Source organism: Pseudomonas sp. TNT2022 ID1044 (genome assembly GCF_028656895.1).
GTDB classification, from domain to species: Bacteria; Pseudomonadota; Gammaproteobacteria; order Pseudomonadales; family Pseudomonadaceae; genus Aquipseudomonas; species Aquipseudomonas reinekei.
Genome location: NZ_JAMDHB010000001.1, coordinates 170,938 through 184,899 on the forward strand (window position 1 = coordinate 170,938; position 13,962 = coordinate 184,899).

Genomic DNA, 13,962 nt, shown 5'->3' on the forward strand with positions numbered 1-13,962 from the left:
GCTTCACTCTCCTTTTGGCAACTCAATCACAAACCTGGTCCACCCATCAGCTGATTCGCAACGAATCTGCCCACCATGGGCACGGACAATCGACTGGGTGATTGCCAATCCCAACCCCGCATGCTCGCTGCTCCCTTCATGCCGTGACGGATCGGCCCGGTAAAAGCGATCGAACAGACGCGGCAACAACTCTGCGCAAACCCCGGCCCCACTATTTTCAAGCGTCAGGCTCAGGCCTTTGGGCTGATCGACGATCCGCACCCGAACCTCGCCATGGGCCGGCGTGAAACGCAACGCATTGTCCAGCAAATTGGACAATGCCCGACGCAACATGCTGCGGTCACCCTCGAAGCGTGCCTTTCCCTCTCGACTCAAAGTCACTTGAGCGTCCTCGGCCAGCGGAGCAAAGAATTCCAGCAACAGATCCGCCTCTTCTGCAAGATCCAGTGATTCGCGTTTGGGCATTAATAAGCCGTGGTCTGCCTTGGCCAGATACAACATGTCGTTGACCAGCTGCGCCATCCACTGCAGTTCTTCGAGGTTACTGTGCAGCGCTTCGCGATAGTCCTCGAGGGGGCGCGGGCGGGTGAGGGTGACCTGGGTGTGGGTCAGCAGGTTCGACAGCGGAGTGCGCAGTTCATGGGCGATGTCGGCGGAAAACGCCGACAGCCGCTGAAAGGAGTCGTCAAGGCGTCCGAGCATGGCGTTGAAGTTGTGGGCCATTTCCGCGAGCTCCGGCGGCATGTCCTCCTCGGGCAGGCGTGCGTTGAGTGATTGCGCCGATACACCGCTGGCGACCGCACTCATGCGCCGCAACGGCCGCAACCCGCTGCGCGCCGCCCAGGCGCCGAGCAGGGCAGTGGCCAGGGCTGACAAACCGACCGTCAGCCAGATCAGGTGCTGCATGCGTTGAAGAAAGTGCTGGTGGTGGGTGATGTCCAGCAGCAAGGTCAATTGCGGGGAGTCAGGCTTGTCGGCAAACAGCGGCGCATTCAGGACGCGGTAGTCAGTGCCGTCGTGGTTGAGGGTCGACAGGCCTGGCTGTTGTGGGAGTTGATCGGGCAGTTGGATCGAGCTGTCATACCAGCGTTTGCCATCGCTGCCGGTGATCCGTAATGACAGATCCGCCTGCCGACTCAATTCATCGGCGAGTTTGACCTGGCTGTCGCTCGATTGAAGATCGTGCAGCGCCCGCCGCAGGCCAATCAACTTGCCATCCAGCAGTTGCTGATCAAGCTCGATGAAATGCGCCTCGCTGGCGCGACTGAACAACACCCCGGCGAACAATGAAACGACCGCGGTGCAGGCGGCAAACAGCAACGCCAGGCGACGGCTCAAGGACAGCCGGCGCATCAGGCGCAGCGCTCTTCAAGCACGTAACCCATGCCGCGCACGGTGTGGATCAGTTTGTTGGGGAACTCATCGTCGATCTTCAGGCGCAATCGGCGGATCGCGACCTCGATGACATTGGTGTCACTGTCGAAATTCATGTCCCAGACCTGGGAGGCGATCAGCGACTTGGGCAGGACTTCACCCTGACGACGCAGGAGCATTTCCAGCAAGGCGAATTCCTTGGCGGTCAGATCGATGCGCTGGCCGTTGCGTTCTACTCGGCGGCGAATCAGGTCCAGGCGCAGATCAGCCAGTTGCAGGCTGGTTTCCTGCGGCGAGGCGCTGCCACGGCGCAACAGGCTGCGCACCCGCGCCAACAGTTCGGAGAACGCGAATGGCTTGACCAGATAGTCGTCGGCGCCCAGTTCGAGGCCATGCACCCTGTCTTCCACCGCGTCCCGTGCGGTCAGGAACAGGACTGGCGTATCAAGGCCTGCACTGCGCACCGCTTGCAGGATCTGCCAGCCATCGCGACCCGGCAGCATCACGTCGAGAATCAACAACGCGTAATCACCGCTCAAGGCCAACTGTTGGCCGGTGCTGCCGTCGGCCACCAGTTCGGTGGTAAACCCGGCTTCAGCCAGGCCCTGGCGCAAGTAGTGGCCGGTTTTCGGTTGGTCTTCGACGATCAGCAGTTTCATGGGGGGCTCGGGTCAATGGATCGAAAGCTTTATACCGTGGGCGCCGACGGTGCGGGCCGGCCTGACAAAGTTGTAATCTGGTTGTCAGGTTGCGGGCAGTGATTGCAGTTTAGAGTTTTTCACAGGCTGAACCTTATTTTGTTGGAGTATGACTATGTTTATGCGCAAAACCCTGGTGGCCGTCGCGTGCCTGTTGACGCTGACTTCGCCTGCATGGGCTGCCCCGGCGCACACCTACGATTTTGGCCAGCCGGCGCCTGCTGCCAAGGCAACTCGCAGTGTTGAAGTGGTGATGGGTGACATGTCGTTCAACCCCGGGACCATCGAGATCAAGGCGGGCGAGACCGTGCGTTTCGTGCTGGTGAATAAAGGCCAGTTGCTGCACGAATTCAACCTCGGTGACGCAGCGATGCATGCCAGACACCAGCAGGAAATGTTGCACATGCAACAGAGCGGCATGCTCACGCCTACAGGTGTGAAGGAAATGGACCACGGTGCAATGGCCGGTATGGATCACGGTTCGATGGGGCACGACATGAAGGGCGGCATGAAGCACGACGACCCCAACAGCGTGTTGGTGGAGCCGGGCAAAACGGCGGAACTGACCTGGTCCTTCACCAGGGCGACAAGTCTCGAATTTGCCTGCAACATCCCGGGTCACTATCAGGCCGGCATGGTCGGCAAATTGACTGTCAGTCAGTAAGCACTCAAAGGCGGGAGCAAAGGCTGATAGAATCCGCTGATTCTTCAGTCAGGTTTCCGCCATGCATCCCGCAGCCGAACACTCGCCGCTGGGCAAATCCAGCGAATACATCGCCACTTACACGCCGTCCTTGCTGTTCCCGATTCCGCGTACCGCGAAGTGGGCAGAGTTGGGCCTGACGGCTGAAACCCTGCCATATAAAGGCGTCGACTTCTGGAACTGCTTCGAGCTGTCGTGGCTGCTGCCTTCGGGCAAGCCGGTGGTAGCGATCGGCGAGTTCAGCATCCCGGCGGACTCGCCGAACATCATCGAGTCGAAGTCCTTCAAACTGTACCTCAACTCGTTGAACCAGACTCCGTTTGCCGACACCGCGAGCCTTGAAGCGACGCTGGTCAACGACCTGTCGGCCGCTGCCGGCAAGCCGGTCGGCGTGCGGGTTCGCAGCCTGAAAGATGTCGAAGCCGAAGGCGTCGTGGCGCTGCCCGGCGTGTGCATCGATGACTTGGATATCAGTGTCAGCAACTACGAGCATCCGCGTCCGGAATTGCTGCGTTGTGACGACTCGCGCATTGTCGAGGAAAGCGTGCACAGCCATTTGCTCAAATCCAACTGCCCGGTGACCAGTCAGCCTGACTGGGGCAGCGTCGTGGTGGAGTACCGTGGCGCGGCACTGGATCACGCGAGTTTGCTGGAGTACATCGTCAGCTTCCGCCAGCACTCGGACTTCCATGAGCAGTGCGTGGAGCGGATTTTCCTGGATCTGCAGCGGTTGTTGAAACCGGAAAAACTGACGGTCTATGCGCGTTATGTGCGCCGTGGCGGGCTCGATATCAACCCGTATCGCAGTACCGGAGAAGTGCAGCTGCCGAACCATCGTCTGGTTCGTCAATGAAGATCTAATGCGGGAGCGAGCCTGCTCGCTCCCACAGGGTCAGATCCCCATGCTGTGCAGGGCCGTGCCAATTCGGCGCAGGGCGTCGGAGAGGGTCGGGTGCTCAAGTTCGAAGCGTTCGACGGCAAGGTTGACGTTATCGGCGAGGTTGGTGTCCTTGGTTTTGTTTTCGAGATCAAGTTCCAGTTCGATCTGCTGCATCAGTACGTGCAGTTCTTCGCGCTCGAGTTCGGACAGCGGAGGATTCTTATCCAATTGCTCGCGCAGGGCATTGAGCTGTTCTTGCAGTTCGCGGGCAGGCATGGCGTTCTTCCTTATCTCAATTGGCACTGGCATAGACCGCAGCGACGCGCCAAAGGTCTATGGCTTGCCTTAAGATTAATCCACTCCTGCGTAACCTGCATGCTTCATCGGTGTGAGGCCGCGATCAGGGCTTTTCACCCTTCAGTCGACGCAAGCTGATATCGGCCAGGCAGGTGTCGAGTTCACCGAGGTGATCGATCACCGAATGCACGCCCAAGCCAAACAGTTGCAGGGTTGCCTTGCCGCGCTTGATGTCCTGTTCCTGCGCAGACAGGGCCTGCCATTGCGCAGGCGACAAGCCGCAAAGCGAGCCGCAGGACGCCAGCCCGATAGTCCACAGACCGGCATTGAGCCCCGATTGCAGCAGACGCGGTTCGCCACTGACCAGTACGCAGCCATCCAGCCGGTCGACGTTTAGCGCCATCAAGGCTTGCCAACACGCGTGGGGTGCCGGCCAAGGATTGTTTGTTGCAGAGTGTTGCGAGGATTTCACCCACTCCGGCAGGGCGATCGCCAGGGACTGGCTGAGGGCAGGGGGCAGTTCATCGAGCCAGGCGCAAGGTATCTGTTGCTGCTGCAAGCTGTGCAGGCTGTCGAGGGCGCCGGGCGTGGCCTCGGTGTGCTCGGCCGAATGACCGCCGTTCAGACGCGTGTGAGCGCCGAAATCCACCAGGCAACCACTGAGGCCGAACAGCACGGCAGTCAGGTTTGGCGCAGTTTGAGGCTTGGTTTCGGCGTGCGGCATATCAACGTCCCTGAAATAGCCTCGAGGCTAGCGGGCCGCGATGACAGTTGAGTGACACGGATGTGAATCGATCACAAACCGCAAAATCCCGAATCAGCGCTTGGGGGCATGCTGCCTAAAGCGACCTTTCCGTCTTATACTAGCGGTCTTTGCGCCAGGCTCAGCGCCCGGCAACGGAACAATCCAAGGAGTTTTTATATGCGCTGGAGCAATCAACTCGCTCAGCTTTGTGTGTGTGCCAGCGCGTTGCTGGTTCCGTTCGTTGCCCAGGCAGCGTCGGAAGACGACCCTTGGGAAAGCATCAACCGTCCAATCTACAAATTCAACGACGTGCTCGACACCTATGCCCTGAAGCCTTTGGCCCAGGGCTATCAGTTCGTGACGCCACAGTTCCTTGAGGACGGCATCCATAACATGTTCCGCAACGTCGGCGATGTCACCAACCTCGCCAACGATATCCTGCAGGCCAAGCCTGCGGCGGCCGGTGTCGATACCGCGCGTTTGATCTTCAACACCACCTTCGGCCTGCTCGGTTTCTTCGACGTCGGTACCAAGATGGGCCTGCAACGCAACGACGAAGACTTCGGCCAGACCCTCGGTTACTGGGGTGTCGGCAGTGGTCCGTACGTCATGCTGCCGCTGCTGGGGCCAAGCACGGTGCGTGATGCGCCTTCGAAATTCGTCGACGGTTACACCGGTCCGTACCGCTACATCAACGATGTGCCGGTGCGTAACTCGATCTTCGCCCTGAACATTGTCGATAGCCGTGCGAATCTGTTGTCCTCCGAGAAACTGATCACGGGTGACAAGTACACTTTCATCCGCAATGCGTACCTGCAGAACCGCGAATTCAAGGTGAAAGACGGCCAGGTTGAAGACGATTTTTGATCTTTACCGGTTATTGAAGAAGGCGGCCATCGAGCCGCCTTCTTCATTTCTGGATGCCGGCGGTCCTTCCATTGTGTTTCGGTTTTGGCTGTTCTTATAACTCGCGGTGATTTGACACAGATGGATGTCAAGCGACAATCGGCGTGAGCTTGAAACGCCTCGCGGATGGGAGTACCGTCTGCGCCTTAGAAGGGCACCTCTGGTGTACATGTGTGTAGGGCAAATGCTCGAAAACAGTGCGACAGAGAGGCTAGAAAGCGAATCCAGTAGTGTGAGCCGGGCCAAAATCCGAGCCGCTACGCCAACCTAATTCTGGCGCCGTTTGCCCACATGCCAAAAACCAGTGCCACGCTGCTGATAATCGATGATGACGAAGTAGTGCGCGCGAGCCTCGCCGCCTATTTGGAAGACAGTGGTTTCAGCGTCTTGCAGGCCAGCAATGGTCAGCAGGGTCTTCAGGTATTCGAGCAAGACACGCCCGATCTGGTCATCTGCGATCTGCGCATGCCGCAGATGGGCGGTCTCGAACTCATTCGCCAGGTAACCGAACTTTCTCCGCAAACGCCGGTGATCGTGGTGTCCGGTGCCGGCGTGATGAATGACGCGGTCGAGGCATTGCGCCTGGGTGCGGCGGATTACCTGATCAAGCCTCTCGAAGATCTGGCTGTGCTCGAGCACTCGGTGCGTCGGGCCCTGGATCGAGCGCGTCTGCTGCAGGAGAACCAGCGTTACCGCGAGAAGCTGGAGAAGGCCAACCGCGAGCTCGCCGCCAGCCTGAACCTGCTCCAGGAAGACCAGAACGCCGGTCGCCAGGTGCAGATGAACATGCTGCCGGTCAGCCCCTGGGCCATCGACGATTTCAAGTTTGCCCACCAGATCATCCCGTCACTGTACCTGTCGGGTGATTTCGTCGACTACTTCCGGGTCGACGAGCGCCGGGTTGCGTTCTACCTGGCGGATGTTTCCGGTCATGGTGCCTCTTCAGCTTTCGTTACCGTGCTGTTGAAATTCATGACCACGCGCTTGCTGTTCGAATCCAAGCGCAGCGGCACATTGCCGGAATTCAAGCCTTCAGAAGTCCTTGGTCATATCAACCGGGGCCTGATCAGTTGTAAGCTGGGTAAACACGTCACAATGGTCGGTGGAGTCATCGACGAGGAGACAGGTTTGTTGACCTATAGCATCGGTGGTCATTTGCCGTTGCCAGTGTTGTACACACCCGACAGTGTTCGTTATCTGGAAGGGCGTGGTTTGCCGGTTGGCCTCTTCAACGAAGCCACTTATGAAGACCACGTGCTGGAGCTGCCGCCGACGTTCAGCCTGACGCTGATGTCTGATGGCATTCTGGACCTTTTGCCAGAACCCACACTCAAAGAAAAAGAAGCTGCGTTGCCCCAACGGGTCAAGGCAGCGGGCGGCAGCCTGGATGGTCTGCGGCAGGTTTTTGGATTGGCCACGCTAGGGGAGATGCCGGATGATATCGCCCTGTTGGTGTTGAGCAGGAATCTTCAATGAGTACCGGTAGAATCCAGTTCGCCGAGCAGGACGGCACCTTTGTCCTGAAGTTCGTCGGTGAAGTTCGCCTGACCCTGTGTTCGGCGTTGGATGCGACTATTGATCGGATCTTCACCGCGTTGAATTTCAACGCAATCGTGATCGACCTGACCGAAACCCGCAGCATCGACAGCACCACCCTTGGTCTTCTGGCCAAGCTGTCGATCCTTTCGCGGCAAAAGGTCGGCCTGCTGCCGACCGTTGTCACCACCCACGAAGACATTACCCGTCTTCTGCAATCCATGGGCTTCGAGCAGGTGTTCAACATCGTTGACAAGCCTGTGCCGTGCCCGGAGTGCCTGGACGACCTGCCAGACCAGGATCAGTCCGAAGAAGTGGTGCGGATCAAAGTGCTCGAAGCGCACAAGATCCTCATGGGCTTGAACGATTCCAATCGTGAAGCATTCCATGACCTGGTGAATGCGCTGGAGCGGCATTGATTTCCTCAGGTGATGGGATGGCCGTAAAGGCCCCATCGCTAGCAGGTTAGATCTCACCTTTAAGACGCTATCCCTTGTGGGAGCTAGCCTGCTAGCGATGGCGGTGGCAATGACAGCACATTACCCGGCAGCCACAAAAAAGGGCGAACCCACCAAGGTTCGCCCTTTTTGCGTTTCGCCGAATTAGATCACAGCTTGGCTTGCAGCAACGCCTCAAGCTTTTCCTGGTCACGAGCAAACTGACGAATGCCTTCAGCCAGTTTCTCGGTCGCCATGGCGTCTTCGTTGGACAACCAGCGGAACTGCGCTTCGTTCAGGTTCAGGCGCGCTTCACCGGCCTGGCCCGGCGCCAGTTTGCGTTCCAGTTTGCCGGTATCCGCCGCCAGCTTGTCGATCAGGTCCGGGCTGATGGTCAGACGGTCGCAGCCGGCCAGTTGCTCGATCTGGCTCAGGTTACGGAAGCTTGCACCCATGACCACGGTTTTGTAGTCATTGGCCTTGTAGTAGTTGTAGATGCGGGTCACCGATTGCACGCCCGGATCATCCGCGCCGATGAACTCGTTACCGGTGGCTTTCTTGTACCAGTCGTAGATGCGGCCCACGAACGGCGAAATCAGGAACACCCCGGCGTCGGCACAAGCGGCGGCCTGAGCGAAGGAGAACAATAGGGTCAGGTTGGTCTGGATGCCTTCCTTTTCGAGGGTCTCGGCGGCGCGGATGCCTTCCCAGGTGGAGGCGATCTTGATCAGCACGCGGTCGCGGCCAATGCCGGCCTTTTCGTACAGCTCGATCAGACGGTGCGCACGCTTCAATACGGCGTCAGTGTCGAACGACAGGCGCGCATCCACTTCGGTGGAAATACGCCCCGGGATCACCTTGAGGATTTCTTGCCCTACCGCGACGCCAAAACGGTCGCTGGCCAGGCCGACATCGCCCTTGCAGTCGCTGACGCAAGCATTGAGCAGTTCGGCGTAAGCGGGGATGGCTGCGGCCTTGAGCAGCAGGGAAGGGTTGGTGGTAGCGTCTACCGGCTTGACGCGGGCGATCGCCTCGAAGTCGCCGGTGTCGGCAACCACGGTGGTCATTTGTTTGAGTTGTTCCAGCTTGGAAGTCATGGGCGTGCTCTGTCCTATGGGTCTGATGACATTACCCGAGCGCTGACAGCCACTCAAGGGTGTGTACGTGTATCGATGGCCCCTGCGGCAACAACCTGAAAACGATTGTTTGAAAGGTGGGGCGCAGTGTCGATGAATACGATGCCAAAACAGCTCACAGGTTCAAAGCAACTGACCTGCGCACAGGTCGGTTACGCAGGTTTACTCTGCATTGAAGTGACTTTCGACAGTCATTCTTGCCGGTTTCGGTTGCCCGTCAGAGGTCAGCAAACCGAAGTTCTTCTCCCGGTCATTGCTGCCCGAGTCGCTGTTTTTCCATTCATAGATGGAGGTCAGCGGGATGTTGAGCTTTTTCACATCGGCGATGAACGTACCGATTTTGCTGGCTTGTCCTTCGGCTCCGCCATTGGAGGAGAGCGCCGAAACGCCCCATTCACTGATCACGCCCGGCAGATGGAAGTTCTGCTGGATAAACGCCTGCGCGTTACTGATCTGTGTGCTCGTCATGCCATACGGGTGGTAGGAAATGGCGTTCAGGCATTTGGGGTATTCGCTGACGATACGGTTCAGCGCCACGGTCGATGCAGAACCGGCCGTCGGCGGGCGGGCAAAGCCGAAGCCCACCCGGGGCGTCGATTGTGGTTTGTCTTGCAGCGACTTGCACATGGCGCTCATGAATGGGACGAAGGTCGTGTCGAAATAGCGCGTCGGCCAATAGGTTTCGAGGTCCGGTTCATTCCAGATTTCGATGGCCACGAGTTGAGTGCTGTAGGCGGTTTCCAGCTTTGTCACGGTGTTGGCAAAGGATTCGCCAGCGGTTGCCAGTTCACTGATGTTGCCTGACGCGGCCATCAACGGCTTGATGGCGCGCACGGTCAGCAGCACCGGCAGGCCAGCGGATTTGGCCGTCGCAAAGGCATCGCTGACCTGTTTCTGATACTTCGCACTGCCCAGGCTGTCGCTCCATACGCCGAAGCGCACAAAACTGAAACCGGCCGCTTTGATCTGCCCGGCGTCGGCGGCGGAAAAGTTCTGAATCTTGACCTGGATGCCAACGGTCCGGGCAGGGAGGTTAGGGAACAGATCGCTGGCGTGTACCTGAGTCGTCGCACCCAGCGCTAGCAGTGTCAGCGCGCCGAATCCTTTGAGATGTGCTGATTTCATGTCTGCTCTCCTGATGAGAAGTGACAACTTCGAATAGATATCTCATTACTCATGTTTTGATAATGAAGAGGGCATGAAGTGCACGAATGTTATTTTTTGTCGGAAAACCATCGGCTGAAAATCACAGTTATTTTTAGTCCGGTAATTGTGGTTGGGGGCCTTTTAAACGCTGTGGTACTTAATGCTCCGGTACTAACAGGGCGAATCTATTTCTGAGTTCAGGAAGATCCTGAGGGTTCATTAAGATCCTCTCGATATGTTGGCCGTTTGACATTACACGGGAAAGTAAAACCTTGTTCAGAAAGATCCTTGTCGTCTGCGTGGGCAATATATGCCGAAGTCCGACAGCAGAGCTTTTGCTGCGTAACGCGCTGGCCTCTTCAGCGATCACGGTGACCTCCGCAGGCCTGTCCGCAAGGGTTGGCGAGTCCATGGAAGCGTCGGCCCGGCAAATTCTCGAAGACCATGGGCACTGCGCCGAAGCGTTCACAGCGCGGCAATTGACACCGGACATCGTCAATGAAGCAGACCTGATTCTGGTCATGGAAAAAGAGCATGTAAAACAAGTATTGAAGATTGCCTCTCACGCGAGGGGCAAAGTGTTTCTGCTCGGTAAGTGGCAGAGCGAGCGCGAAATACAAGACCCTTATCGTCAAGGCAAGGCCGCTTTTATTCATGCCCATGCATTGATTGAAGATGCTGTTAGCTCATGGGCGCAACGCCTCGCGCGTTGATAAATATTCTTCAGATCAATGAATGGTAAGAACAGACTTATGCAGTTACCGTCCGTAATCGGCACCCGTGACAACGATCAAGACAGTATTGATCTTCTCGGCATATTTGGCAGTTTGATCGATCAGAAATGGTTGATCGGCGCGCTCACCGGCGCCTTCATGGTGACCGGCGTTGCCTATGCGGTATTGGCGACGCCGGTGTACCTGGCGAACGCGCTGGTGCAGGTCGAACCGAAGAAGAACGACATGCTCGGGTTCTCCGATCTCAACAGCATGCTCGGAGGGCAATCGCCCTCGGTGACCGAGATCGGCATCATCAAGTCCCGCGCGGTGATCGGCAAAACGGTCGATGACCTGCGCCTTGATATCGACGTCACGCCCAACACCTTCCCGGTGATTGGCGGCTTCTTCGCCCGGCGTTATCGCGGCGAGACCGAGTTCAGTGTCGCGGCGCCGCGTTTCGGTCTCAACAGCTACGCCTGGGGTGGTGAACGCCTGGAGATCACCCGGCTCAATCTGCCCAAAGACCTGCTGGGCAAGAAACTCACGCTGGTTGCCGGTGAGCAGCAACGATTTCAGTTGTTCGATGAAAACGACAACCTGTTGGTGGAAGGCGTCGCTGGACAGGCGTTCGTCCAGGACGGGGTAGAGGGCTTGATCGCTCAGCTGTCGGCGAACCCTGGCACCCGTTTTGAAGTGGTGCGCAATCCACGGATCGTGACCATCCAGGGGTACCAGGATGCACTGGATATTTCCGAGCAAGGCAAGGAGTCGGGAATCATCCGTTTGGCCCTGGCGAGCCCCGACGCGGCCGAGGCAGTGAAAATCCTCAACAAAATCGCGGCGTTGTATGTGCAGCAGAACGTGCAGCGCACCTCGGCGGAAGCGGCGCAGAGCCTGCAATTCCTGCAGGGCCAGTTGCCCCAGGTCAAGCGTGATCTGGCCAAGGCCAGCGACGCGCTCAACAGTTATCAAACCCGTGGCAAAACGGTCAATATTTCCCTCGAGACCCAATCGGTGCTGGAACAGGTCGTCAGCCTGGACACGCGGATCTCCGAGCTGAAAATGCAACAGGCGGAACTGGACCGCAAGTTCACCAGGCAGCACCCGGCGTATCGCGCGCTGATGACCCAGCTCGGCGAGCTGACCCAGCAACAGAAGGCGCTGGAGAGCAAGGCCCAGGATTTGCCCGCCACGCAACAAGAGTTGCTGAACCTGACCCGCGATGTGGAAGTGGCGTCGCAGATCTACACGCAACTGCTGAACAAATCCCAGGAACTGGACATTGTCCGGGCCGGGGCAGTGGGCAATGTGCGCTTGATCGACAGCGCGGACGTCGATCTGACCAGCCCGGTCAAACCGAAGAAAGCCTTGATCGTGCTGATCGCAACCTTCCTCGGTGCGTTTTTCGGGGTTGCGCTGGTGTTGCTGCGCAAATCCCTGAGTCGCGGGCTGGAAGGGCCGGAAGCCATCGAGCAACTCGGCTTGCCGGTGTACGCGTCGATTCCCTACAGCGCGTTGCAGCAGGAAGAGGACAGCAAAAAAGGTCGCGCCCGCGACGGCGTGGACAAACCGGCCTACCTGCTGGCCCTGCGCAACCCGACGGATCTGTCCATCGAGTCGATTCGCAGCTTGCGCACCTGCCTGCACTTTGCCGGGCTTGATTCGACCAACAACCGCATCATGATTTCCGGCCCGAGCCCGCAGGTCGGCAAGACCTTCGTTTCTTCCAACCTCGCGGCAGTCATGGCGCAAAGCGGACAGCGCGTGGTGCTGATCGACGCCGACATGCGCAAGGGCCATCTGCATAAAACCCTGAACACACCGATTACCAATGGTTTGTCCGATCTGCTGGTCAAGCGCTGCAGCATCGAGCAGGCGATCAATAGAGTCGAAGTCGACAACCTGCATTTCATCAGCCGTGGTCAGGTTCCGCCCAATCCTTCCGAGCTGTTGATGCACGCCAACTTCCGCGAACTGCTGGCGCAACTCAGCGAGCGGTATGACCTGGTGATCATCGATACGCCGCCGCTACTGGCCGTGACCGATGCGGCGATTGTCGGTCGTGAAGCGGGCATCAGCCTGATTGTCACGCGCTTCGGGGTGAACCCGGCCAAAGAGATCGAACTGACGATTCGTCGCTTCGCCCAGAACGGCATCGAGTTGAAGGGCGCGGTGTTCAACGGTGTCGAGAAGCGCGCGGCCAGCTACTACGGCAACGGCGGCTACGGCTATTACAACTACGAATACGCGTCCGACAAATCCTGAGTGTCAGCGATTTTTCTTTCATGTTTGAAGTGGGTGACTTGTGAAAAAAATATTGCACGTGGCTGAGACAATCAAAGGTGGCGTCGCGACGGTGATCCGCACGATTTCGGCTTCGCCCGAAGGCGACGCGGCCAACTATGAGCTGGTCTATCTGGTCCCGGAGGATCAGGAAAAGGAACTGCACGGGATTGCCGCGCAACAGGTCCGCACCTTCGCCCGGACCGGGCGCAATGTCCCGTCGTTGCTGCGCTTCGCCTGGCGGTTGACCCAGGTGATGCTCAAGGAAAAACCCGATGTCGTGCATTTGCACAGCACTTTTTCCGGCGTTATCGGGCGATGCGTGTGCGTGATGTTGCGACCTTGGCGCAAGCCGAAAATCGTTTACTGCCCGCATGCCTTTTCGTTCCTGATGGAAAGCTCGCCGACCAAGCAGAAAGTCTATGCGTGGATCGAGCGGGTGTTGCAGAAGGTCACTGATGTGATCATTTGCGTCAGCCAGTACGAGCTGGATAAAGCCGCGCGATTCGGCATTCAGCGCAAGCGCATGAAGCTGATCTACAACGGTATTCATCATCGGGACGAAGCGGCCAAAGCGAGCAATCCCGAACCGATTCATCTGCTGTTTGTCGGCCGTCTCGACTACCAGAAAGGCTTCGACGTGTTGCTCAAGGCGTTCGCCAACGTCCAGCGCAGCGATTTGAAACTGACTGTAGTGGGCAGTGCCGTGAACGAAGATTCGGTCGAGTGTCCGCCGATGGAAGGGGTTGAATACCTGCCGTGGGTGACACCGAGCGAAGTCCAGGCGCTGTATCGAAAAGCCGATGCGCTGATCGTGCCGAGTCGCTGGGAAGGTTTTGCCATGGTGCCGCTGGAAGGCATGGCCATGGGCTTGCCGGTGATTGCCAGTAACTGCACGTCGCTGCCCGAGCTGGTCACCAACGAGGTGTCCGGCTACGTCTTCCCCAGCGGGGATCACCAGGCGCTGGCCGATGTGCTGAAGAAAATCCAGAAGCCGCGGTTGCTCGACCTTGGCAGCGAAGGGCGCAGCATCGTCCGCGAGCGTTTCAGCGCCGCGTTGATGATCCGCCAGACCTATGACCTGTATCGCGCCCCCTCTTTTTAA

At 58.1% G+C, this 13,962-nt stretch carries 14 protein-coding genes; 8 read left to right on the top strand and 6 right to left on the bottom strand.

From position 1 onward, the window contains the following. Nucleotides 1-3: 3 nt before the first annotated feature. Nucleotides 4-1,353, bottom strand: a complete 1,350-nt coding sequence (locus M5G20_RS00740) for a heavy metal sensor histidine kinase (RefSeq protein WP_273917463.1) — start codon at nt 1,351-1,353, stop codon at nt 4-6. Further along, complete coding sequence (locus M5G20_RS00745; RefSeq protein ID WP_273917464.1) at nt 1,353-2,033, bottom strand: heavy metal response regulator transcription factor; 681 nt, start codon at nt 2,031-2,033, stop codon at nt 1,353-1,355. Before M5G20_RS00745 ends, M5G20_RS00740 begins: the two co-directional genes overlap by 1 nt. A 154-nt stretch (nt 2,034-2,187) precedes the next feature. Between M5G20_RS00745 and copI the strand changes: the two genes are divergently transcribed. Then, nucleotides 2,188-2,736 carry a copper-resistant cuproprotein CopI gene (gene copI, locus M5G20_RS00750; protein WP_150733303.1) on the top strand — a complete coding sequence of 183 codons (549 nt, stop codon included), beginning with the start codon at nt 2,188-2,190 and terminating at the stop codon, nt 2,734-2,736. A 61-nt stretch (nt 2,737-2,797) separates the two neighbouring features. After that, nucleotides 2,798-3,628 (top strand): NADPH-dependent 7-cyano-7-deazaguanine reductase QueF, encoded by an 831-nt coding sequence (queF, locus tag M5G20_RS00755; RefSeq protein WP_273917465.1) that lies wholly within the window; start codon nt 2,798-2,800, stop codon nt 3,626-3,628. Between the two features lie 39 nt (nt 3,629-3,667). On the opposite strand, the gene M5G20_RS00760 is transcribed toward queF, so the two are convergent. Then, nucleotides 3,668-3,931, bottom strand: coding sequence for a DUF4404 family protein (locus M5G20_RS00760; RefSeq protein WP_273917466.1), 264 nt, complete (start codon nt 3,929-3,931; stop codon nt 3,668-3,670). A 124-nt stretch (nt 3,932-4,055) separates the two neighbouring features. After that, a complete protein-coding gene (locus M5G20_RS00765; protein ID WP_273917467.1) occupies nt 4,056-4,676 on the bottom strand; it encodes an HAD family phosphatase in 621 nt (206 codons plus the stop codon). Nucleotides 4,677-4,874: 198 nt separating this feature from the next. Here M5G20_RS00765 and M5G20_RS00770 point away from each other — a divergent pair, with 198 nt between their 5' ends. The 3 genes from M5G20_RS00770 (at nt 4,875) to rssC (ending at nt 7,558) form a co-directional block, all read left to right on the top strand. After that, a complete protein-coding gene (locus M5G20_RS00770; RefSeq protein ID WP_273917468.1) occupies nt 4,875-5,564 on the top strand; it encodes an MlaA family lipoprotein in 690 nt (229 codons plus the stop codon). A 330-nt stretch (nt 5,565-5,894) separates the two neighbouring features. Continuing rightward, nucleotides 5,895-7,079, top strand: coding sequence for a two-component system response regulator RssB (gene rssB, locus M5G20_RS00775; protein WP_273917469.1), 1,185 nt, complete (start codon nt 5,895-5,897; stop codon nt 7,077-7,079). Next, nucleotides 7,076-7,558: an anti-sigma factor antagonist RssC gene (gene rssC / locus M5G20_RS00780; RefSeq protein WP_056857042.1), complete on the top strand. Its 483-nt coding sequence runs from the start codon at nt 7,076-7,078 to the stop codon at nt 7,556-7,558. The genes rssB and rssC overlap by 4 nt, the downstream gene beginning before the upstream one ends. A 188-nt stretch (nt 7,559-7,746) precedes the next feature. On the opposite strand, the gene tal is transcribed toward rssC, so the two are convergent. Next, nucleotides 7,747-8,673 carry a transaldolase gene (tal, locus tag M5G20_RS00785; RefSeq protein ID WP_273917470.1) on the bottom strand — a complete coding sequence of 309 codons (927 nt, stop codon included), beginning with the start codon at nt 8,671-8,673 and terminating at the stop codon, nt 7,747-7,749. Nucleotides 8,674-8,874: 201 nt separating this feature from the next. Then, nucleotides 8,875-9,837, bottom strand: coding sequence for a glycosyl hydrolase family 5 (locus M5G20_RS00790; RefSeq protein WP_273917471.1), 963 nt, complete (start codon nt 9,835-9,837; stop codon nt 8,875-8,877). A gap of 293 nt (nt 9,838-10,130) precedes the next feature. Here M5G20_RS00790 and M5G20_RS00795 point away from each other — a divergent pair, with 293 nt between their 5' ends. From M5G20_RS00795 to M5G20_RS00805, 3 genes are read left to right on the top strand one after another with little or no spacing between them, the layout of a single operon-like run. Further along, nucleotides 10,131-10,571, top strand: a complete 441-nt coding sequence (locus M5G20_RS00795; RefSeq protein WP_212625173.1) for a low molecular weight protein-tyrosine-phosphatase — start codon at nt 10,131-10,133, stop codon at nt 10,569-10,571. Nucleotides 10,572-10,610: 39 nt separating this feature from the next. Further along, nucleotides 10,611-12,839: a polysaccharide biosynthesis tyrosine autokinase gene (locus tag M5G20_RS00800; protein WP_273917472.1), complete on the top strand. Its 2,229-nt coding sequence runs from the start codon at nt 10,611-10,613 to the stop codon at nt 12,837-12,839. Nucleotides 12,840-12,879: 40 nt separating this feature from the next. Continuing rightward, entirely contained in the window at nt 12,880-13,962 is a 1,083-nt protein-coding gene (locus M5G20_RS00805; protein WP_150733312.1) for a glycosyltransferase, read from the top strand.